This is a genomic window from Pseudonocardia sp. ICBG1142, assembly GCF_020496255.1.
In the GTDB taxonomy this organism is placed as follows: Bacteria; Actinomycetota; Actinomycetes; order Mycobacteriales; family Pseudonocardiaceae; genus Pseudonocardia.
Map to the genome: position 1 here is coordinate 1,179,201 of NZ_JAHLJC010000030.1, position 20,657 is coordinate 1,199,857.

The 20,657-nt window shown below is 73.2% G+C and carries 24 protein-coding genes; 13 read left to right on the plus strand and 11 right to left on the minus strand.

The window, feature by feature from the left end:
* Positions 1–218 precede the first annotated feature (218 nt).
* The 3 genes from KPL59_RS19845 (at position 219) to KPL59_RS19855 (ending at position 4,248) form a co-directional block, all read left to right on the plus strand.
* Positions 219–566: an Lsr2 family protein gene (locus KPL59_RS19845; RefSeq protein WP_020622267.1), complete on the plus strand. Its 348-nt coding sequence runs from the start codon at positions 219–221 to the stop codon at positions 564–566.
* 78 nt (positions 567–644) lie between these two features.
* Positions 645–1,472: a siderophore-interacting protein gene (locus KPL59_RS19850; protein WP_075309669.1), complete on the plus strand. Its 828-nt coding sequence runs from the start codon at positions 645–647 to the stop codon at positions 1,470–1,472.
* 232 nt (positions 1,473–1,704) lie between these two features.
* Positions 1,705–4,248, plus strand: coding sequence for an ATP-dependent Clp protease ATP-binding subunit (locus KPL59_RS19855; RefSeq protein WP_060714044.1), 2,544 nt, complete (start codon positions 1,705–1,707; stop codon positions 4,246–4,248).
* A 70-nt stretch (positions 4,249–4,318) separates the two neighbouring features.
* Here the strand turns inward: KPL59_RS19855 and KPL59_RS19860 are convergent, their stop codons facing one another.
* A complete protein-coding gene (locus KPL59_RS19860; protein WP_226361641.1) occupies positions 4,319–5,005 on the minus strand; it encodes a nucleoside/nucleotide kinase family protein in 687 nt (228 codons plus the stop codon).
* Between the two features lie 25 nt (positions 5,006–5,030).
* Here KPL59_RS19860 and KPL59_RS19865 point away from each other — a divergent pair, with 25 nt between their 5' ends.
* Entirely contained in the window at positions 5,031–5,543 is a 513-nt protein-coding gene (locus KPL59_RS19865; RefSeq protein ID WP_226361642.1) for an FKBP-type peptidyl-prolyl cis-trans isomerase, read from the plus strand.
* 129 nt (positions 5,544–5,672) lie between these two features.
* Here the strand turns inward: KPL59_RS19865 and KPL59_RS19870 are convergent, their stop codons facing one another.
* Positions 5,673–7,121: a helix-turn-helix domain-containing protein gene (locus KPL59_RS19870; protein WP_226361643.1), complete on the minus strand. Its 1,449-nt coding sequence runs from the start codon at positions 7,119–7,121 to the stop codon at positions 5,673–5,675.
* A 218-nt stretch (positions 7,122–7,339) separates the two neighbouring features.
* Here KPL59_RS19870 and KPL59_RS19875 point away from each other — a divergent pair, with 218 nt between their 5' ends.
* Entirely contained in the window at positions 7,340–8,725 is a 1,386-nt protein-coding gene (locus tag KPL59_RS19875; RefSeq protein WP_305080557.1) for an aldehyde dehydrogenase family protein, read from the plus strand.
* On the opposite strand, the gene KPL59_RS37765 is transcribed toward KPL59_RS19875, so the two are convergent.
* Positions 8,726–9,184, minus strand: coding sequence for a zinc ribbon domain-containing protein (locus KPL59_RS37765; RefSeq protein ID WP_374111642.1), 459 nt, complete (start codon positions 9,182–9,184; stop codon positions 8,726–8,728).
* On the opposite strand from KPL59_RS37765, the gene KPL59_RS19885 reads away from it, so the two are divergent.
* The 3 genes from KPL59_RS19885 (at position 9,155) to KPL59_RS19895 (ending at position 10,357) form a co-directional block, all read left to right on the plus strand.
* A complete protein-coding gene (locus tag KPL59_RS19885; RefSeq protein ID WP_374111643.1) occupies positions 9,155–9,310 on the plus strand; it encodes an aldehyde dehydrogenase family protein in 156 nt (51 codons plus the stop codon). The genes KPL59_RS37765 and KPL59_RS19885 overlap by 30 nt on opposite strands.
* Complete coding sequence (locus KPL59_RS19890; protein WP_060714052.1) at positions 9,310–9,711, plus strand: DUF779 domain-containing protein; 402 nt, start codon at positions 9,310–9,312, stop codon at positions 9,709–9,711. Before KPL59_RS19885 ends, KPL59_RS19890 begins: the two co-directional genes overlap by 1 nt.
* A gap of 61 nt (positions 9,712–9,772) precedes the next feature.
* The gene (locus tag KPL59_RS19895; protein WP_226361644.1) at positions 9,773–10,357 is read left to right on the plus strand and encodes a cysteine hydrolase family protein; all 585 of its coding nucleotides are present in this window, start codon (positions 9,773–9,775) and stop codon (positions 10,355–10,357) included.
* A 47-nt stretch (positions 10,358–10,404) separates the two neighbouring features.
* Here the strand turns inward: KPL59_RS19895 and KPL59_RS19900 are convergent, their stop codons facing one another.
* The 5 genes from KPL59_RS19900 to KPL59_RS19920 all read right to left on the minus strand — a co-directional run bounded on the left by KPL59_RS19900 (position 10,405) and on the right by KPL59_RS19920 (position 13,350).
* Complete coding sequence (locus KPL59_RS19900) at positions 10,405–11,145, minus strand: Sir2 family NAD-dependent protein deacetylase (protein ID WP_226361645.1); 741 nt, start codon at positions 11,143–11,145, stop codon at positions 10,405–10,407.
* Between the two features lie 113 nt (positions 11,146–11,258).
* Positions 11,259–11,576, minus strand: a complete 318-nt coding sequence (locus KPL59_RS19905; protein ID WP_075312689.1) for an antibiotic biosynthesis monooxygenase — start codon at positions 11,574–11,576, stop codon at positions 11,259–11,261.
* Positions 11,577–11,586: 10 nt separating this feature from the next.
* A complete protein-coding gene (locus tag KPL59_RS19910) occupies positions 11,587–11,940 on the minus strand; it encodes an MmcQ/YjbR family DNA-binding protein (protein WP_226352112.1) in 354 nt (117 codons plus the stop codon).
* Between the two features lie 9 nt (positions 11,941–11,949).
* Positions 11,950–12,474, minus strand: a complete 525-nt coding sequence (locus tag KPL59_RS19915) for a 2'-5' RNA ligase family protein (RefSeq protein ID WP_226352113.1) — start codon at positions 12,472–12,474, stop codon at positions 11,950–11,952.
* Positions 12,475–12,486: 12 nt separating this feature from the next.
* Positions 12,487–13,350, minus strand: coding sequence for an A/G-specific adenine glycosylase (locus KPL59_RS19920; RefSeq protein WP_226352114.1), 864 nt, complete (start codon positions 13,348–13,350; stop codon positions 12,487–12,489).
* A 423-nt stretch (positions 13,351–13,773) separates the two neighbouring features.
* On the opposite strand from KPL59_RS19920, the gene KPL59_RS19925 reads away from it, so the two are divergent.
* Positions 13,774–14,610: a hypothetical protein gene (locus tag KPL59_RS19925; protein ID WP_226361646.1), complete on the plus strand. Its 837-nt coding sequence runs from the start codon at positions 13,774–13,776 to the stop codon at positions 14,608–14,610.
* 3 nt (positions 14,611–14,613) lie between these two features.
* On the opposite strand, the gene radA is transcribed toward KPL59_RS19925, so the two are convergent.
* Entirely contained in the window at positions 14,614–15,993 is a 1,380-nt protein-coding gene (radA, locus tag KPL59_RS19930; RefSeq protein WP_226362113.1) for a DNA repair protein RadA, read from the minus strand.
* A complete protein-coding gene (locus KPL59_RS19935) occupies positions 15,990–16,727 on the minus strand; it encodes a copper chaperone PCu(A)C (RefSeq protein ID WP_226361647.1) in 738 nt (245 codons plus the stop codon). The genes radA and KPL59_RS19935 overlap by 4 nt, the downstream gene beginning before the upstream one ends.
* A 344-nt stretch (positions 16,728–17,071) precedes the next feature.
* Between KPL59_RS19935 and KPL59_RS19940 the strand changes: the two genes are divergently transcribed.
* Genes KPL59_RS19940 through ispF form a run of 3 tightly spaced genes read left to right on the plus strand, consistent with a single transcriptional unit; the run spans position 17,072 to position 18,749 of the window.
* Positions 17,072–17,563 (plus strand): CarD family transcriptional regulator, encoded by a 492-nt coding sequence (locus KPL59_RS19940; RefSeq protein WP_020625956.1) that lies wholly within the window; start codon positions 17,072–17,074, stop codon positions 17,561–17,563.
* Positions 17,564–17,568: 5 nt separating this feature from the next.
* A complete protein-coding gene (gene ispD / locus KPL59_RS19945) occupies positions 17,569–18,285 on the plus strand; it encodes a 2-C-methyl-D-erythritol 4-phosphate cytidylyltransferase (protein ID WP_226361648.1) in 717 nt (238 codons plus the stop codon).
* On the plus strand, positions 18,282–18,749 hold the full coding sequence (gene ispF, locus KPL59_RS19950; RefSeq protein WP_226361649.1) for a 2-C-methyl-D-erythritol 2,4-cyclodiphosphate synthase: 468 nt from the start codon (positions 18,282–18,284) through the stop codon (positions 18,747–18,749). The genes ispD and ispF overlap by 4 nt, the downstream gene beginning before the upstream one ends.
* 22 nt (positions 18,750–18,771) lie before the next feature.
* Here the strand turns inward: ispF and KPL59_RS19955 are convergent, their stop codons facing one another.
* The gene (locus tag KPL59_RS19955; RefSeq protein ID WP_226361650.1) at positions 18,772–19,191 is read right to left on the minus strand and encodes a glyoxalase/bleomycin resistance/extradiol dioxygenase family protein; all 420 of its coding nucleotides are present in this window, start codon (positions 19,189–19,191) and stop codon (positions 18,772–18,774) included.
* A 67-nt stretch (positions 19,192–19,258) separates the two neighbouring features.
* On the opposite strand from KPL59_RS19955, the gene cysS reads away from it, so the two are divergent.
* Positions 19,259–20,650: a cysteine--tRNA ligase gene (cysS, locus tag KPL59_RS19960; protein WP_226361651.1), complete on the plus strand. Its 1,392-nt coding sequence runs from the start codon at positions 19,259–19,261 to the stop codon at positions 20,648–20,650.
* The last annotated feature ends 7 nt before the right edge of the window (positions 20,651–20,657 follow it).

Here is a 20,657-nt window from a genome sequence, read left to right on the forward strand (position 1 = left end):
CGTGTTTGTCGGACCCGTACGAGTGGTGTGGGGCTCGTTTCGCCGCATTCTCCCGACCCGGGTCGACGCCACGATCATTTCTCGGATACTCTCTGATTCGAGTCGGAACCGGTACCCGGTGGTGTCGTATTGCGTCCTGCTATTGCGTCGCGCAGTCGCCGATGTCGGCCCCGGTCCCTCATCATGAACGTGTTCGGCCATTCAAGGAGGCTGCGGAGATGGCGCAGATCAAGGAAGTCCGGCTCGTCGACGATCTGACCGGTGACGCGGCGGACGAGACGATCGAGTTCGGTATCGACGGGCGCAACTACGAGATCGACCTGTCGGACGGGAACGCGAAGAAGCTGCGCGACGTGCTCGCCGACTACGTCGCCGCGGCCCGCCGGGCCGGGGGCGCGACCCGGCGTCGCGGCAGCGGCTCGGCGAGCACGGCGGCCCGCCGCCCGTCGGTCGACCGCGAGCAGAACCAGGCGATCCGCGAGTGGGCCCGCAACCGCGGAATGAAGGTCTCCGACCGCGGCCGCATCCCGGCCGAGGTCCTCGAGGCCTACCACCAGGAGAACTAAGGTCTACCTCACCGACGGGGTCGGGGGAGGGGTACCGTCGCGACGGCCCCTTCCCCTTCGTCGTTGGGAGGCAGCCCGATGGCCCGCCCCGTCACCGATCTCCGGGTGCTCCGCACCGAACGCCTGAGCCCGCACATGGTGCGCGTCGTCGCCGGTGGCGACGGTCTGGCGGCGTTCCCCGACACGGAGTACACCGACCGCTACGTCAAGATCCTCTTCCCGCTCCCCGGCGTCGAGTACCCCGAGCCGCTGGACATGGACCGGGTGCACGCCGAGCTGCCGCGTGACCAGTGGCCCGCCCAGCGGACCTACACCGTCCGCTCGCTCGACCACGCCGCCGGCGAGCTCGTCATCGACTTCGTCCACCACGGCGACACCGGCCTCGCCGGCCCGTGGGCGGCCGCGGCCCGCCCCGGCGACCGGCTGCGGATGGTCGGCCCGGGCGGCGCCTACGCCCCGGACCCGGACGCCGACTGGCACCTGCTCGTGGGCGACGAGGCCGCGCTGCCCGCGATCTGCGCCGCGCTCGAGCGGATCCCGGCCGGCCGGCCGGTCGTCGCCGTCCTGCAGGTGGAGGCCCCCGGCGACGAGATCGCCGTGCCGACCGGCCCCGACGTGGACGTGCGGTGGCTGTACCGCAGCGACGCCGGGGGCGACCCGGACTCGGAGCAGCTGCCCGCCGTCGTCGCGGATCTGGAGTTCCTCCCCGGCCGTGTCCACGCCTTCGTGCACGGCGAGGCGATCGCCGTGCGCGAACTCCGCAGGCATCTCACCCGCGAGCGCGGCGTCGCCAAGGACGACCTGTCGATCTCCGGCTACTGGCGTCGCGGGCGCGACGAGGAGGGGTTCCGGCAGTTCAAGGCGGCCGAGCGGGAACGCGAGGAGGCCGCCGCCACGACCGGCTGACAGTCGCCGGGAACACGGCAGGTGTCCCCCGTGTTACCGCCGGCACGTACCCCGGTGCACGTCAGGTGGAGGCGCCGGGGCCCCTTCGACCGATACAGTGGTATGAGGTCTCCCGCGAGGGTGGCCTGGCGCGGTGTCACGCGAGGGCGCAGTGTCGGTTCGGGCGAGCCCCGGACCGTACGACAGATGCTGGTCGCGCCGTCAGTGAGGCGCAGCAGGCAAGGAGTGCGAATTGTTCGAGAGGTTCACCGACCGAGCGCGACGTGTTGTCGTCCTGGCCCAAGAAGAGGCCCGGATGCTCAACCACAACTACATCGGGACCGAGCACATCCTCCTTGGCCTGATCCACGAGGGAGAGGGCGTCGCCGCGAAGGCGCTCGAGTCCCTCGGTATCGCTCTGGAGGGCGTGCGACAGCAGGTCGAGGAGATCATCGGCCAGGGGCAGCAGGCCCCGTCCGGCCACATCCCCTTCACCCCCCGGGCGAAGAAGGTGCTGGAGCTGTCGCTGCGCGAGGCGCTGCAGCTCGGCCACAACTACATCGGGACCGAGCACATCCTGCTCGGGCTCATCCGTGAGGGCGAGGGCGTCGCGGCCCAGGTGCTGGTCAAGCTGGGCGCCGACCTCAACCGTGTCCGCCAGCAGGTGCTCCAGCTGCTGTCCGGCTACCAGGGCAAGGAGCCGCAGGAGAGCGGCACCGGTGGCCGTGGCGAGGGCACCCCGTCCTCGTCGCTGGTGCTGGACCAGTTCGGTCGCAACCTCACCCAGCAGGCCCGCGAGGGCAAGCTGGACCCGGTCATCGGCCGGGAGAAGGAGATCGAGCGGATCATGCAGGTCCTCTCGCGGAGGACCAAGAACAACCCGGTGCTGATCGGTGAGGCCGGCGTCGGCAAGACCGCCGCCGTCGAGGGCCTCGGCCAGGCGATCGTCAAGGGCGAGGTCCCGGAGACGCTGAAGGACAAGCAGCTCTACACCCTCGACCTGGGCTCGCTGGTCGCCGGTTCCCGCTACCGCGGTGACTTCGAGGAGCGCCTCAAGAAGGTGCTCAAGGAGATCCGCACCCGCGGCGACATCATCCTGTTCATCGACGAGATCCACACCCTGGTGGGTGCGGGTGCCGCCGAGGGCGCGATCGACGCCGCCTCGATCCTCAAGCCGATGCTGGCCCGCGGCGAGCTGCAGACCATCGGTGCGACGACGCTCGACGAGTACCGCAAGTACGTCGAGAAGGACCCCGCGCTGGAGCGCCGCTTCCAGCCGATCCAGGTGTCCGAGCCGTCGGTCGAGCACACGATCGAGATCCTGCGCGGGCTGCGTGACCGGTACGAGGCGCACCACCGCGTCACGATCACCGACGACGCGCTGACCTCGGCGGCGACGCTGGCCGACCGCTACATCAACGACCGCTTCCTGCCGGACAAGGCGATCGACTTGATCGACGAGGCCGGCGCCCGGATGCGCATCCGCCGGATGACCGCTCCGCCGGACCTGCGGGAGTTCGACGAGAAGATCGCGAACGTCCGCCGGGACAAGGAGTCGGCGATCGACGCGCAGGACTTCGAGCGGGCCGCGCACCTGCGCGACCAGGAGAAGACCCTGCTCGGCGAGAAGGCCGAGCGCGAGAAGCAGTGGAAGTCGGGCGACCTCGACGTCGTCGCGGAGGTCGACGGCGAGCAGATCGCCGAGGTGCTGGGGAACTGGACCGGCATCCCGGTGTTCAAGCTGACCGAGGAGGAGACGACCCGTCTGCTCAAGATGGAGGACGAGGTCCACAAGCGGATCATCGGCCAGGAGGACGCGGTCCGCTCCGTCTCGCAGGCGATCCGTCGTACCCGCGCCGGTCTGAAGGACCCGAAGCGCCCGTCCGGCTCGTTCATCTTCGCCGGCCCGTCCGGTGTCGGTAAGACCGAGCTGTCCAAGGCGCTCGCGAACTTCCTGTTCGGCGAGGACGACGCCCTCATCCAGATCGACATGGGTGAGTTCCACGACCGCTACACCGCCTCGCGGCTGTTCGGTGCCCCTCCCGGGTACGTCGGCTACGAGGAGGGCGGCCAGCTCACCGAGAAGGTGCGACGCAAGCCGTTCTCGGTGGTGCTGTTCGACGAGATCGAGAAGGCGCACCAGGAGATCTACAACACGCTCCTGCAGGTGCTCGAGGACGGCCGTCTCACCGACGGCCAGGGTCGCACGGTCGACTTCAAGAACACCGTGCTGATCTTCACCTCGAACCTGGGCACCCAGGACATCTCGAAGGCCGTGGGGCTGGGCTTCTCCTCCGGCGGCGACGAGAAGTCGAACTACGAGCGGATGAAGACGAAGGTCAACGACGAGCTGAAGAAGCACTTCAGGCCGGAGTTCCTCAACCGCATCGACGACATCATCGTCTTCCACCAGCTCAACCAGGAACAGATCATCCAGATGGTCGACCTGATGATCGGGCGGGTGGAGAAGCAGCTGGCGAACAAGGACATGGGCATCGAGCTCACCGACAACGCCAAGAAGCTGCTGGCCCACCGCGGGTTCGACCCCGTCCTGGGCGCCCGGCCGCTGCGCCGGACGATCCAGCGGGAGATCGAGGACCAGCTGTCGGAGAAGATCCTGTTCGGCGAGATCGAGGCCGGACAGATCGTCATCGTCGACGTCGAGGGCCTCGACACCTCCGCGGAGGAGGGCTCCAACGCCTGGTCGGACAAGGCCAAGTTCACCTTCCGCGGTGAGCGCAAGCCGTCCGAGCCGGTGCCGGACTCCCCGCCGACCGCGCTGGCCGGCGAGGAGTAGCAGGACCCACGCACGACGACGGCGGGCCGTCCCGGGAGTTCCCGGGGCGGCCCGCCGTCGTGTGCGGGGTCTACGCCGAGCGCAGCGCGACGACCAGGTCGGCCCGGCCCCGGGAGGCCTCGACCAGGCGGGCGTTCGGCTCGTCGGTCCGTTCCACCCAGGCCCGCGCCGCCTCCGGGGTCTTGCCGAAGTGCACGTGCCGGGCGACCAGGCGTTCCAGCCGGAGCACCTCGTCGGTCTCGTGGAACCACACCGCGTCGAACCCGGCCCGCACCGCCCGCCAGGTGGGGGTGTCGAGCAGCAGGTAGTTGCCCTCGCTGACCACGAGGCGGCACTCCGGGTGCACCGGGATCGACCCGGCCACGGGCTGCTCGATCTCCCGGTCGAACGCCGGGGCGTACACGGGGCCCGCGCCGTCGGTGGGGGTGGCCCGCAGGCGGGCGAGCAGTGCGGCGTAGCCGTCGGCGTCGAAGGTGTCCGGGGCGCCCTTGCGGTGACGGCGGCCCAGCCGGTCCAGCTCGACGTCGGCGAGGTGGTAGCCGTCCATCGGGACGTGGGCGACCCGGCCCGGGCCGAGCCCGGCCGGGGGCGCGGTGGCGAGCGCGCGGACCAGGGCCAGTGCGACGGTCGTCTTCCCGGCCCCGGGCGAGCCCGCGATGCCCAGCAGCGCCCGTCGTCGTCCGGCGGTGAGCGCCCGCGCGCGCTCCACCAGCTCGTCGAAGCGGTCGATCCGTGCCGGGGTGTCCACGGCCGTCATTCTCGCCCTCCCTAAGGTCGACTCCATGCGCTCCCTCGCCGTCCTCGGCCTGCTCGTCGCTCTGGCGGGCTGTTCCTCCCCGGCCCCCGAACCGGCCCCCGCACCGGCGGCCGCCCCCGCGCCGCCGCCCGTCTGCACGGTGGACGACATCGGCGTGGCGGGGGACCCCGGCAGCAAGCCGACGATCACCGTGCCGGACACCTGCACCCCGCCCGCGCAGCTCCTGAGCAAGGACCTCGTGGTCGGCACCGGTCCCGAGGTCGTCCTCGGCTCCACTGTGCAGACCCACTACGACCTCGTGACCTGGTCGGACAAGCGGGAGCTCGACGCCTCCTGGTTCCGCGGCGAGACCTTCCCACTGGAGAAGGTTGGCGACGCCCCGGTCATCGACGGCTGGAACGAGGGTGTGGTCGGCATGCGCGAGGGCGGCCGCCGACTGCTGGTGATCCCGCCGGACAAGGCGTACGGGCCGGGCGGCCGCGGCATCGCGCCCAACGAGACCCTCGTCTTCGTCGTGGACGCCGTCCAGGTGTCCTGAGCTCCGTCCGGTCGGCCCGCCCGCACTCGTCGTCGCGGTGGTGACGGCCCTGCTCCGGTTCGATCCGCGTCGCCGCCTCCCGGACACCGACGACGACGGCATCCCCGACCACCATCCCGGGCTGAGCCCTCAGCCGAGCTCGTCGCGCCGCGGGTCCGACGACGGCAGCAGACCCCGCAGCCGGTGGCGCAGCTCCTCGTCGTCGGTGCCCGCGGTCCGACCGGCCCGGACCAGGGTCCACAGCGCGTCCGGGTCGTCGGCCCGCAGCAGCGCCGACCGGACCGCGACGGCGAGCTGCTCGCGGGCCCGGCGGATCTCCGGTGCGTCGGAGGTCGGCAGCAACGGCCCACGGGCGGCCTCGGCCGCGGCGTCGCGGACCCGACCCTCCCGCAGCGCCGAGCGCAGCCGGAGGAAGTCGGCGTCGACGTCGGCGACGAGCCGGTAGGGCTGGGTCCGCACCGTGTCCTCACCGACGGCACGCCGCAGTCGGTGCACCTCGGCGCGCACGGTGATGGCGCGGCCGCCGTCGCCGTAGAGGGCGGCCGCGAGCTGGTCGGCGGTCAGCCCCTCCGGGTGCAGCGCCAGCAGCGCGAGGACCTCGGCGTGGCGCAGGCCCAGGCGCACCGGGCGCCCGTCCCGGCGGGCGACGACGGGTGTCCGCGCCCCGAGCAGCGGCAGGGTCAGTGCCGTCCGCGCGGGCCCGCCCACGGACAGCCGCAGCAGCCAGCCCTCGCCCAGCGGCTCCAGCACCCCCGCGACGGACCCGCCGCCCACCGGCGCCCCGCCGACCACGACGCCGTCGACGACGACTCGGTCCCCGCCGTCGGGCAGGGCGATCCGCTCCGGGAACTCGCTGCCCGGCGACGCGGCCAGCACCCGCCCGTGCGCGGACAGCAGCGCGCCCGGGGCGCCCCCGAGCCGGGTCAGGTGCGGCCAGTACTCCTCGCGCAGCCGCCGGTCGTGGGCCTCGGCGATGGCCAGCAACCGGTGTTCGGCCAGCCGCGCGGCCGCGGTGACCAGCGCCAGCGTCGTCGGGTGGAAGGTCTCCTCCGGACCGGTGACGTCGACGGTGCCCACCACCTGCCCGGTCGCGGGGTCGCGCACCGGCGCGGCCGCGCAGGTCCACGGGTGGTAGGCGCTGACCAGGTGCTCGGCGGAGTGGATGCGGACCGGGGCGGCGCCGGCCAGCGCGGTGCCCATCGCGTTGGTGCCGACGGCGTCCTCGCTCCACCGGGTGCCCTCCACCAGGTCGACCCGCTCGGCGCGGGTCAGCACCGCGCGGGCCCCCTCGCGCCACAGGACCCGCCCGCGCCCGTCGGTCACGACCATCATGTGCCGGGCCTGTTCGGCGGCGTCGGTCAGCGTGTCGCGCAGTACCGGCAGCACGGACGCGAGGGGGTGCGCCGCCCGCCGGTCGGTGAGCTCGGCGCGGTCGTAGTCGTGCGGGGGACGGGCGCGTTCCGGGTCGACCGCCGCGGCCAGCGAGCGGGCCCAGGAGGCGCGGACCTCGGGCCGGACCCCGGCGGGGTGCGTGCCGGGGGTGCCGCCGAGCAGGGCGTCGCGCGCCCGCTCGTACACCCGGCGATCCGCGTGCTCCGCTGCCACGTCCTCACCTTACGGTCAGCTTTGCCTTACCTGAATCGAATCCGCGTGATCGGCACTCACCGGAGGGTGAGGTTCCGCATCTGCGTGCAACTTCTGTGCAACCCCCACCTTCCTAGTGTCGGCGGTCACGCGCAACGTGCGTTCCGCACCGCGCCCTCGGTTCGACGAAGCACCTCAGGGAAGGACCATTCATGGCCGTCTACGCCAACCCCGGTCAGCCGGGCAGCGTCGTCTCCTTCAAGCCGCGCTACGAGCACTTCATCGGCGGCGAGTACGTCGCTCCGGTGAAGGGCCAGTACTTCGAGAACCCGACCCCGATCACCGGTCAGAACTTCACCGAGGTCGCCCGGGGCACCGCCGAGGACATCGAGAAGGCGCTCGACGCCGCGCTCGCCGCCGCCCCGGCGTGGGGGAAGACCTCCGCCGGCGAGCGGGCGAACATCCTGAACAAGATCGCCGACCGGGTCGAGGCCAACCTCGAGCTGATCGCGCTCGCCGAGTCCTGGGACAACGGCAAGGCCTGCCGCGAGACCCTGGCCGCCGACATCCCGCTCGCCGTCGACCACCTGCGCTACTTCGCCGGTGCGATCCGGGCGCAGGAGGGCTCGTCGTCGGAGATCGACGCCGACACCATCGCCTACCACTTCCACGAGCCGCTGGGCGTCGTCGGCCAGATCATCCCGTGGAACTTCCCGATCCTGATGGCGATCTGGAAGCTGGCCCCGGCGCTCGCCGCCGGCAACGCGGTCGTCCTCAAGCCGGCCGAGCAGACGCCCGTCTCGATCCACGTGCTGCTGGAGCTGATCGCCGACCTGCTTCCCGCGGGCGTGGTCAACGTCGTCAACGGCTTCGGTGTCGAGGCAGGCAAGCCGCTGGCGCAGAACAAGCGCATCCGCAAGATCGCCTTCACCGGTGAGACCACCACCGGCCGGCTGATCATGCAGTACGCCTCGGAGAACCTGATCCCGGTCACCCTGGAGCTCGGCGGCAAGAGCCCCAACATCTTCTTCGACGACGTCGCCTCGCAGCAGGACGCCTTCTACGACAAGGCGCTCGAGGGCTTCGCGATGTTCGCCCTCAACCAGGGCGAGGTCTGCACCTGCCCGTCGCGCGCGCTCATCCAGGGCGGCATCTACGACGAGTTCCTCCAGCAGGCCGTCAAGCGGGTCGAGCAGATCAAGCAGGGCAACCCGCTCGACACCGAGACCATGATCGGTGCGCAGGCCTCGAACGACCAGTTCGAGAAGATCCTGTCCTACATCGACATCGGCCGGCAGGAGGGCGCCAAGGTCCTCGCCGGTGGCGAGAAGGCCGAGATGGGCGGTGACCTCGCGGGCGGCTACTACATCAAGCCGACCGTGTTCGAGGGCAACAACCAGATGCGGATCTTCCAGGAGGAGATCTTCGGCCCGGTCGTCTCGGTGGCCCGCTTCACCGACTACGACGACGCCATGAAGATCGCCAACGACACGCTCTACGGCCTCGGCGCCGGCGTGTGGAGCCGCGACGCGAACACCGCGTACCGGGCGGGCCGCGAGATCCAGGCCGGCCGGGTGTGGGTGCTTCCTGTTCATTGATCATTGTTGATCAGAACGGATGTTTCGCTCTCCGCACCTGCAGTAGCCAGCGGTGCTGGAGTCCTGGTCCGGCAGTCTGGACCGGTGACGATCGCGTTCCTGGATGATCTGTTTCACCTGCGTGTGCGGGGTCCACAGGGAGATGTCGGGGTCTCCGTCTCGATCCAGGATGTTGATCGCGGCAGCATGATCAGCATCCCACACGACCCCGCCCTTATGAGGGCAGTGAAGCCAGTCTCCGGAGCGACGACCGAGGGTCGACGTTCCGGGGATGACTTGCGACGTGTAGGCAGCGTTGACCAGCCGTAACGACGAACCTCGCCGTTCCGACACGTCATGGAGTGCTTGCGCGGTGATACCTTTGGTCCAGGCGGCCAGCCGACGGTTGGTACCAGGGCCTCGATCCCGGTTGTTGATCCGTCGGGTGAGGTGAACAACTACCACGCCTACCCGGCGCACGCGGCCTTCGGCGGCTACAAGCAGTCCGGCATCGGGCGCGAGAACCACAAGATGATGCTGGACCACTACCAGCAGACCAAGAACATCCTGCAGAGCTACTCGCCGAACGCGCTGGGCTTCTTCTGATGGGTGAGCCGGACGTCGGTGTCACCTCGACCGAGCGGGTGACGCTGACGCCGGCCGCCGCCGATCTGCTGGTCAGACTCACCGACCTGCACGGTCCGCTGATGTTCCACCAGTCCGGTGGGTGCTGCGACGGCAGCGCCCCGATGTGCTACCCGGACGGTGACTTCAAGACCGGCAACTCGGACGTCCACCTGGGCGACCTGCGGGTCGAGGGACTGGAGAAGCCGATCGGCTTCTGGATGTCGGCGTCGCAGTACGAGTACTGGAAGCACACGCATCTCACCGTCGACGTCGTGAAGGGACGCGGCAGCGGGTTCTCGGTCGAGGCGCCGGAGGGCGTCCGGTTCCTGATCCGCTCGCGGCTGTTCACCGACGACGAGTGGCGGGCGATGCAGGACTGACCCACCACGGCCCGGGGCACCCCGCCCCGGGCCGTGGTCGTACCCGGGGCGAGGAGCACCGATGACGCACACCCTGCGCGGACTGATGGGCCTGCCGGCGGACCCGGCGCCGCTGTCCCGCTCCGCACTCATCATGATCGACCTGCAGAACACCTACATCGAGGGCGTGATGCGGCTCGAGAACGTCGAGCCGGCCCTCGGCGAGGCGGCCGAGCTGCTCGACCGCGCCCGCTCCGCCGGGTCCCGGATCATCCACGTCCGGCACGACGCGGGTGCGGGCAGCCCGTACGACGTCACCGCGCCGATCGGCGCCATCCACGACTCGGTGGCCCCGCGCGACGGCGAGGCGGTGGTGACCAAGAACTTCCCCAGCGCGTTCGTCCACACCGGGCTGGCGGAGCTGCTGGAGGGCTACCAGGACCTCGTGCTCGCCGGGTTCATGACGCACATGTGCGTGAACTCCACCGCGCGCAGCGCGTTCTCGGGCGGCTACGTGCCGACCGTCGTCGCGGCGGCCACGGCCACCCGCGCCCTGCCCGGCGTGCACGGCACCGTCGCGGCGGCCGAGGTCCACGACGCGGCGCTGGCCGGCCTCGCCGACCTGCCCGCGATCGTCGTCCCGGACCAGAAGGCCGTCCCCTCCTGAGCCGCACCCCGCCCGGGCCCGGGCGGGCCGGTCAGAGGGCGGTGTCGTCAGAGGACGGCGTCGATCGCGGCGAGGGTCGCGGCGGCGGGGGCCGGGATGCCGACACCGCGGCCGTGGCGCACCTGCGGCTCGCGGACGTTGATCCGCACCAGCGCGCCGGTCGCGGCCGAGGCCAGCTCCGAGCGGCGACGCACCGTGGGTAGGGCCCCGCCCGCCCCCAGCTCGACGACGACCACCCCGGCCCGGTGCGCCGCCAGCCAGTCCACGTGACGCTGCAGCGCCGTCGCGGCGTGGGAGTCGTCCCAGCCGCCGTCGCCGAACATCAGGATCGCCGGACGGGCGAGCCCGCCGCAGCCCGGGCAGCGGGGCGGCTCACCGACGGCGCGCATGGTGGCCTCGTCGACCGGCACCTTGACGCCGTCGGCGGGCCACACGCCGTGACCGCAGAGCCGCAGGCACTGCAGGTGGTGGATGGAGCCGTGGACCTCGGCGACGTCCTCCGGGGCGAAGCCCGCCCGCTGGAACTGGCCGTCGACGTTCGAGGTGAACACGTTCGACGGCATTCGGTCGGCCCAGCGGCGCAGCACCGCGAACCCGGGGTGCGGCACGGTGTCCCGGTAGAGGTGCAGGCGGTGGCCGTAGAAGCCCCAGGCCAGCTCCGGGTCGTCGGCGAAGTGCTCCGGGTCGGCCAGCTCCTCGAAACGCAGCCCGAGGCGCGCGTAGGGCGGGTAGGCCCGCCAGAAGCCCTCGCCGCCGCGGAAGTCCGGCAGCCCGGAGTCCACGCCCATCCCCGCGCCCGCGGTGATCAGCAGGGCGTCCGCGTCACGGACCAGGCGCGCCGCCGCGGCGATCTCGGTGGAGAAGGCCGCGGCGACCTCGCCGGGGTCGGGGCGCGGGTCGATCAGGACCCCGCCGCGATCTGCTGCAGGTCGACGACCTCGAACTCCAGCAGTGACGCGCCCTTGGCGACCGGCTGCGGCGAGCGCTCACCGGCGTGCGCCTCGGCGGCCGGCCCCGCGCGCCAGGCCTGGAAGTCCTCCTCGGTCTCCCAGCGGGTCACGACGAAGTACCGGTCGTCACCGGACACCGGGCGCAGCAGCTCGAACCCGAGGAAGCCGGGCTGCCCGTCGACGGCGTGCAGGCGGTTCGCGAACCGCTTCTCCAGCTCGGGGCCCGCGTTCTCCGGGACCTCGATCGCGTTGATCTTCACAATGGCCATGCCCGCCACGTTATCCCTGCCCGGCCTCGTCGACGCGCATGCGCCATGCGTCACCGATCAGCTCGGCCAGCCGGCCGGTGTCCACCTGCTCCAGGCGGACGAGCACCAGCGGCCACGGTGCGTGCCCGGGGTCGGTGAAGAACAGGTCGGGCTCGCCGAGCAGCAGGGCCTGCTTCTCCGCCTCGTCCCCGACGTACAGCACCGCGACGTCGGTCCTGATCACCCGTCGTCTGCCGGGCACCCGCTCCGGCCACGACCACACGAAGCCCTTGCCGCGCACCCGGAAGTCGAACCCCTCGCTCGGGTTCTCGACGACACCGTCGAGGGCGAGCGCGATCCGCCGCACGTCCTGTTCGTCCCCCACGGGGCAAGCCTAGGGGCGACGGGCGGGGCCCTCCGGCCGCGCTCCGAGGACCGCCGTCTCCCCGGTGCGTGAGTCGTGCAGCTCGACGGCGGTGATCCGCGCCCGCACCGGGGAGACCGGGTGCAGCAGCGCGAAGGCCTCGGCGGGCCGCTCGGTCGCCAGCGCCACGTGCGGCAGCCAGGAGCCCGGCAGGTGTGCGGCGTGCGCTCCCCGCACCCGTCCGGCCAGCGCGTCGTGCACGGCGGTGTGCACGGCCAGCACCTCGGGGTCGGTGACGGCTGTCAGTGCCAGCACCTCTGGTGCGTCCGGGCCGACCGAACCGAGACCGGCCAGCCACAGCACCGGCAGCGCGACCAGCCGCAGCTGGGCGGTCAGCTCCCGCACGGCGGTCGGCGGGATCGTGCCCGCCGCGGCGACGGTCACGTGCGGCGTCCCGGCCGGGACCGGGATCCCGGCCCCGGCGAGCCGGTCGCGCAGCGCGGTGAGTGCGGCGGCGCCGTAGTCGTCGAGCCGGAACCGGACGGTGCTGGGCATCGGGGCCGCCGCTCAGACGGGGAGGGCGAAGCGGCCGTCGTCGGTCTGCTCGGCCAGCCCGTCGACGAGCAGCGAGTGCAGGCACCGGTCGCGCTGGCCCGCATCGGACCAGACGGCGTCCAGCGCGGCCCGCTCGACCGGCCCGTGCGCGGTGCGCAACACGTCCATGAGCCTGCCGCGCACCTGCCGGTCGGTGCCGGCGAAGCCCTGGACCGGCTTGCGCGGGCCGTCGTAGGCGGGGCGGCCTGCCGCCACCCAGGCGCAGCGGGCCGCGACCGGGCAGTCCGCGCAGCGCGGCGAGCGGGCGGTGCAGACCACCGCGCCCAGCTCCATCAGGCCGGCGGAGACGACGGCGGCCTCGGCATCGTCGTCGGGCAGCAGTGCGTCGACGTCGGCCAGGTCGGCCCGGGTGCGGGCCGGCCCCGCGTCGCCCTGTCCGTGCACCGCGCGGGCCACCACCCGCCGGACGTTGGTGTCGACGACGGCGGCACGCAGGCCGAAGCCGAACGCCGCCACCGCCCGCGCGGTGTAGGAGCCGACGCCCGGCAGGGCTTCGAGCGCCTCGACGTCGGAGGGGACGGCGTCGCCGTGCTGCTCCGCGATCGCCGCGGCCGCGTCGTGCAGCCGGATCGCGCGGCGCGGGTAGCCGAGCTTGCCCCAGGCCCGCAGCACGTCCGCGCGCGGTGCGGCCGCCAGCGCCGACGGCGCGGGCCAGCGCTCCATCCAGTCCCGCCAGACCGGCTCGACCCGCGCGACCGGGGTCTGCTGGAGCATGAACTCGCTGACGAGCACGCCCCACGGGGTGGTCTCGGGGCGCCGCCACGGCAGGTCGCGGGCGTGCGCCCGGAACCACGGGGAGATCAGATCGGCCACCACGGCCCCAGTGTCGCGCGCCCCGGGCCAGGCCCCGGCGACGACCCCACCGGGGGAACGGGTCGGGCGCGTCGGCGTCGCGGGAGGCCGCCGCGGCCCCGGCATGTGGATCACGTCCTCTACCGCGTCCGCCACCGGGGCGCGCGCCACGACCGGGGCGGTTCCCCGCCGCCGGGGACCGGTCGGGACGGTACCGCCGGACGACGACGGTCACCCGAGGTCGACGAGTCACCTGCCCGGGGGTCGGGCGATCCGGTTCGGCGACCCCGTCCGGGTCGGTCCGAGGAGTGCGCGGGCGACCGTTCCGCCGGTGTGCTCACCCGGTCGGGACGCGCGGGTAGCCCCGCCGGGTGGACCTCGCCGGACATGTCCGGTCCCGGCGCGGCGTTGGCGACTTCGCGTAACCGGAGATCTACCGTCGGTGACATGCACCCGGTGGGTCCCCTGCCGGCGTCGGTCTACTGGCGTCGGCGCGCGTGCGCGGTCGGCGTCGCGCTGCTCGCGCTCTTCGCGCTGCTGTGGCTCACCGCCTGGGTGCTGGTCCCGCGGGGCTCCGACGAGCCGACTGGGACGGCCGCACAGACGACCCCCCAGTCGTCGCAGACCACATCGGACACCGGGACGGCGGCCCCCGCGCCGTCCCCGGCGTCCCCGTCCCCGGCATCCCCAGCCCCGGGGACGGGGACGCCCCCGTCCGTGCCGCTCCCCGCCCCCGCCGCGCCCGGAACGCCTCCGGCCGCCGCGGCGGGGACGTCCGCCGGGCCCGTGACCCCGAACGCGGGCCCGGCGGACGAGACGGTCCGCCCCGACGACACACCACGCCCGTCCGTGCAGGTGCCGCAGGCGGCACCGTCCCCGCCGACCGGCCCGGTGCCCTGCACCGACGCGATGATCGAGGTGCGCGCCGAGACGGGGCAGCCGACCTATCCCGCCGGCGCGCGACCCGAGCTCCGGCTGGTCGTCACCAACGTCTCCGGCCAGCCCTGCGTGCGCGACCTCGACGGCGCCCAGCAGGAGATCGCGGTGTGGAGCGGCGACGGGGCGACCAAGCTCTGGTCGTCCAACGACTGCTCCAACCCGTCGTCGGACGATCTGCGGACCCTGGTGCCCGGCCAGCCGGTGGCCTTCGCCGTGACCTGGACCGGGCTCGGCTCCGAGCCCGGCTGCGCGGGCGAGCGCACCCGGGTGGGCCCCGGCGGCTACCGGGTCCTGGCCCGGCTCGACCAGGTCGTGAGCGAGCCCGTCCCGCTGCTCATGAGCTGAGGCTCAGCGGATGCGGGCCATGATCTCGCGCAGCGACGAGGCCTCGGTGATCTGCATGCCGGTGCGGCCGACCTCGGCCCCGGTCGGGACGATCGCCCGGGTGAAGCCCAGCCGCGCGGCCTCCGCGAGGCGCCGGTCCACCCCGTGCACCCGGCGCAGCTCGCCGGCCAGCCCGAGCTCGCCCAGCACGACGAGGTCCGCGGGCAGGGCCGCGTCCCGCTTCGCCGAGACGACCGCGAGCGCGATCGCGAGGTCGGCCGCGGGCTCGGTGATCCGCATCCCGCCGACGGTCGCGGTGTAGACCTCGGCGTCGTGCAGCTTGAGCCCGCCCCGCCGCTCGACGACGGCGAGCAGCATCGGCACCCGGGACGAGTCCAGCCCGGTCACCGCCCGGCGCGGGCTCGGGATGTTCGCCCCCGCCACCAGCGCCTGCACCTCGGCCAGCAGCGGGCGTCGCCCGTCCATCACGACGGTCACCGCGGTCCCCGGCTGCACCGCGTCGGCGCCCTGGCCGAACCGGCCGAGGAACAGCCCCGAGGGGTCGGCGAGGCCGACGATGCCCGAGTCGCGCAGCTCGAAGCAGCCGACCTCGTCGGCCGGGCCGAACCGGTTCTTCACCCCGCGGACCATCCGCAGCGCCGAGTGCTTGTCGCCCTCGAAGTGCAGCACCACGTCGACCAGGTGCTCCAGCACCCGCGGGCCCGCGATGCCGCCGTCCTTGGTGACGTGGCCGACGAGCAGCACGGCCAGGCCGCGCTCCTTCGCCAGCGCGGTCAGACCCACGGTCACCGCGCGGGTCTGGGTCACCCCGCCGGGGCTGCCGTCGACCGAGGCGGTGGACATGGTCTGGATCGAGTCCACCACCAGCAGCGACGGCCGCAGCGCGTCGACGTGGCCGAGCACCGACTCCAGGTCGGACTCGGCGGCGAGGTAGAGCTCGTCGTGGACACCGCCGGTGCGCTCGGCGCGCAGCCGCACCTGGCCCGCGGACTCCTCACCCGAGACGTACAGGACCCGGGACCGGGCCGCGGCCTGCGCGGCGACCTCCAGGAGCAGCGTCGACTTGCCGACGCCCGGCTCACCGGCCAGCAGGACCACCGCGCCCGGGACGAGCCCGCCACCGAGCACCCGGTCCAGCTCGTCGACGCCGGTCGGCCGGGCCCTGGCGGAGTCCAGCTCCACCTCGGCGATCCGCCGGGCCGGGGTGCTGGGTGCTCCGGCGCCGACGGTCCGGCCGCCCCCGCCGGTGCGCACCGGCTCGACCTGCTCCAGCGAGCCCCAGGCCTGGCAGCCCGGACAACGCCCCACCCACTGCGCCGTGCGGTGGTCGCACTCGGTGCAGCGGTAGCCGCCCGAGCGGGCGGCGCGGGACCGGGGGGTCAGTTGCCGCCGGCGCCGCCGGCGCCGCTGCCCTCGTTGCCGGGCGCGACGGGGGCGCCCTCACCGGCCGGGACCGGGTTCGGCCGGTCGACCGGCGGGGCCTCGGCCTGGCCGCCGGTCTCGGAGTTCACGCCGGTCTCGGCGCCGTTGGTGCCGGACTCCTCGGAGTCGAACGACGCCCGCTCCGGGGCGTGCCCCGGCGAGCCCGCGGCGTGCGGCACGCCGGTCGGGACGGTGACGGTCACCGAGCCGGCCTTCTCGAACACGAAGGTCATCGGGATCTGCGCCCCGGCCGGGACCGGACGGGTCAGACCCTCGGCGACGAGCTGGACCCGCTTGGCGTTGGTCGGGGAGAGCTGCAGGTTGCCCGGCGAGACCAGCGCGATGTCCTGCGGCATGGTCGGGTCGCCCTGGATCTGCACCGACGCCGCGGCGGGGGAGGTGACCGACAACAGGCGGTCGGCGACCGGAGCGGTGTTGACCAGGGTCGCGACGAGCGGTGCGGCGCCGCCCTGGCGGTACAGCGCGTCCGGACCGGCGGGCGTGGTCGGGTAGGCGATCTGCACGTCGCGCAGGTCGACCGAGCCGACCGTGACGTTGGCGCCGTTCACGGCGGCGACCTGGCGGGAGGTCTGCGAGATCTGCCCGGTCCCGCAGCCGCTGAGCAGCAGGCCGGTCAGGGCGGCGGCGCCGGCGACCCCGGCCAGGGTCCGGGTGGAACGGCGGGTGCGGCTCACGGTCGTCGTGTCCTTCCTTGCCGGTGCCCCGAAGTGCCCCCGGCGCACGTGCTGGGTCTGTCGGGGGCAGCCTAGTCGCGCGCTCCGACAGGTTGCGCGGTCGGGCGCCCGGGTGTGACGACCGCGTCCCCACTGGACGGCGGGGACGGAAGACCCGGTGGTCCGGGACGTGACGCGGCGGCGACCGGCACGTGGCCGGATGGCCCCCGACGGGCGCCACGCCCGCGGGGAACACGTTCCTCCGCCATTGTCAACCCCCTGACCTGCGACGACGGTGAAAGCCGGTCGCCGTCCCGCTCTGACGACGTGTTAATCTGGACGCAGCGAAAGGGGCCAGAGGACACATGGTTTTCAAGGTCGGAGAGACCGTCGTCTACCCGCACCACGGTGCCGCGCTCATCGAGGCGATCGAGACCCGGACGATCAAGGGCGAGGAAGTGCAGTATCTCGTCCTGAAGGTCCAGCAGGGTGATCTGACGGTGCGCATCCCCGCCGACAACGTCGAGGTGGTCGGTGTTCGTGACGTCGTGGGCCAGGAGGGACTGGATCGGGTCTTCGAGGTGTTGCGCGCGCCGCACACCGAGGAGCCCACGAACTGGTCGCGCCGGTACAAGGCGAACTGGGAGAAGCTCACGTCCGGCGACGTGAACAAGGTCGCCGAGGTCGTGCGCGACCTGTGGCGGCGAGAGAAGGACCGGGGCCTGTCCGCCGGTGAGAAGCGGATGCTGGCCAAGGCGAGGCAGATACTGGTCAGTGAACTCGCGCTGGCCGAGGGCACCGACGAGGAGCGGGCCGAGGTCCTGCTCGACGAGGTGCTCGCCACCGCGAACGCCTGACCGGCGTGCACGGACCGTCCTCCGGGGCGGGTGTCGTCGCGGTGCTTCCCGCGGCCGGTTCCGGGGTGCGGCTGGGTGCAGGTGTGCCCAAGGCGTTCGTCGGACTGGCCGGGGTTCCCATGCTGGTGCGCGCGGTCGACGGCCTTCTCGCGTCCGACGTCGTCGGGCACGTGGTGGTCGTCGTCCCCGCGGACCAGGTGGACGACGCCGCGGCGATGCTGCCCGGACGCCCGGCGACCGTCGTCGCCGGTGGTGCCGACCGCACCGCCTCCGTCGCGGCGGGTCTCGCCGCGACCGGTTCGGACGCCGAGGTCGTGCTGGTGCACGACGCCGCGCGCCCGCTCACGCCACCCGACGTCGTCCGCCGGGTGGTCGACGCCGTGCGCGCGGGCGCACCCGCCGTCATCCCGGTGCTCCCCGTGACCGACACGGTCAAGCGGGTCGACGCCGGCGGCACCGTCGTGTCCACCGTGGACCGCTCGGAGCTGCGCGCGGTGCAGACCCCGCAGGGATTCCGCGCGGCCGACCTGCGTCGCGCGCACGCGGGCACGCCCGACCCCCGCACCGACGACGCCGGGCTGGTCGAGGCGCTCGGCGAGCCGGTCGCCACCGTCGCCGGGGACCCGCTCGCGTTCAAGGTCACCACCACGTGGGACCTGCGCATCGCCGAACTGCTGCTCGCCGGGGCGGGCCGCGTCACCGAGCACGAGGAACACGCATGAGGGTCGGGATCGGAACCGACGTGCACCCGGTCGAGCCGGGCCGCGACTGCTGGGTCGCGGGTCTGCTGTGGACCGGCACCGACGGGTGCGCCGGACACTCCGACGGCGACGTCGCCGCGCACGCCCTGTGCGACGCCCTGCTGTCCGCGGCCGGGCTGGGCGACCTGGGCGCGGTGTTCGGCACCGGCCGTCCGGAGTGGACGGGCGCGAGCGGGGCGACCCTGCTCGGCGAGGTCCGCCGCCTGCTCGCCCGCGACGGCTGGACCGTCGGCAACGCCGCCGTCCAGGTGATCGGGAACGACCCCAAGATCGGCACACGCCGGGCCGAGGCCGAACGGGTGCTGTCGGAAGTGGTCGGCGGCCCGGTGTCGGTATCCGGCACGACCACCGACGGGCTGGGGCTGACCGGACGCGGTGAGGGGCGCGCCGCCGTCGCGACGGCGCTGCTGCTCGCTGCGGACTAGAGCTCCGGGCTAGGGCTGTGGGCTAGAGACGCCCGGTCCGCTCCTGGATCTGCTCGGGCGTCAGGTCGCCGGTGTGGGCCGCCACCATCCAGGCGTGGCCGAACGGGTCGGCGATCCGCCCGGCGCGCTGCCCGTAGTCGTGGTCGGTCACCGGGAACAGCACGCGGCCGCCGTGGGCCACCATCGCCGCGGCGACCGCGTCCGGGTCGTCGACCTCCAGGGCCATGATCACCGCTCCGGGCCCCGACGGCGCCGGGTCGACGGCGTCGCCGTCCTTGAGGGCCCACTCGGCGCGACCGGCCCGCAGCAGGGCGTGCACCACGGCACCGGAGCCGTCGGTGTAGCGCTCCACGAGCTCCGCGCCGAACGCGGCGAGGTAGAAGTCGATCGCGGCGTCGGCGTCGTGCACGACCAGCCGCGGGTACATCCGCTCAACAGCCATGCCGGACACCTTGCCCCAGCCCCACCGCGCGTGTAGTGGACGAATCGGAGGCCCGTACCCTGGTGACGTGAGCCTCAGACTTCTCGACTCAGCGACCAGGGAGCAGCGCGCCTTCACGCCGCTGCGGACCGGAGCCGTGTCGATGTACGTCTGTGGGGCGACGGTGCAGGGCCTGCCGCACATCGGCCACGTCCGCTCGGGCCTGAACTACGACGTGCTGCGTCGCTGGCTGGCCCGGTCCGGCTACGACGTCACGCTGGTCCGCAACGTCACTGACATCGACGACAAGATCCTGCGCAAGGCGCAGGCCGCGGGCCGTCCGTGGTGGGAGTGGGCGGCCACCCACGAGCGGGCCTTCACCGCCGCGTACGACGCGCTGGGCTGCCTGCCGCCGTCGGTGGAGCCCCGGGCGACCGGGCACATCACGCAGATGGTCGAGCTGATCGAGCGGCTGATCGAGCGCGGTCACGCCTACGCCGCGGGTGGCGACGTGTACTTCGCCGTGCGCACCCTGCCCGACTACGGCGCGCTGTCCGGTCAGCGCGTCGACGACGTCCACCAGGGTGAGGGCGAGGACGGCGCCAAGCGCGACGCGCTGGACTTCACGCTGTGGAAGGCGGCCAAGCCCGGCGAGCCCAGCTGGCCCACCCCCTGGGGCAACGGGCGTCCCGGCTGGCACCTGGAGTGCTCGGCGATGGCGACGGCCTACCTCGGCCCGGAGTTCGACATCCACGGCGGAGGCCTGGACCTGGTCTTCCCGCACCACGAGAACGAGCGCGCCCAGAGCCACGCCGCCGGCGACGGCTTCGCCCGCTACTGGCTGCACAACGCCTGGGTCACCATGGGCGGGGAGAAGATGTCGAAGTCGCTGGGGAACACCCTGGCGATCGAGAACCTGCTCGAGCGGGTCCGCCCGGCCGAGCTGCGCTACTACCTGGTCGGCCCGCACTACCGGTCGGCGATCGAGTACTCCGACGCCGCGCTGGACGAGGCCGTCGCCGCGTACCGGCGGATCGAGTCGTTCGTGCACCGGGTGCGCGAGCGGCACGGCCTGCCCGAGGTCGCGGCGGAGCTGCCCGGCGCGTTCACCGCCGCGCTCGACGACGACCTGGGAACCCCGCTCGCCCTCGGCACCGTGCACACCCTGGTGCGCGAGGGCAACACCGCCCTCGACGCCGGGGACGTCGCGGGCGCCCTGCGGACCGCGTCCGCGGTCCGTGCGACGACCGAGGTGCTCGGCCTGGACCCGCTGGCAGCCGGCGGTGCGGCCGAGGAGTCGGGCGACGCCGCCCGGCAGGCACTGGGCACCCTGGTGGAGTCGATGCTCGAGCGCCGCCGGGCCGCGCGCGCCGAGCGCGACTTCGCCACCGCGGACCGGCTCCGCGACGAGCTGCTCGCCGCCGGGATCGCCGTCGAGGACGGCGCCGACGGCTCCACCTGGACTCTCAAAGACGCTTAGGACTCGT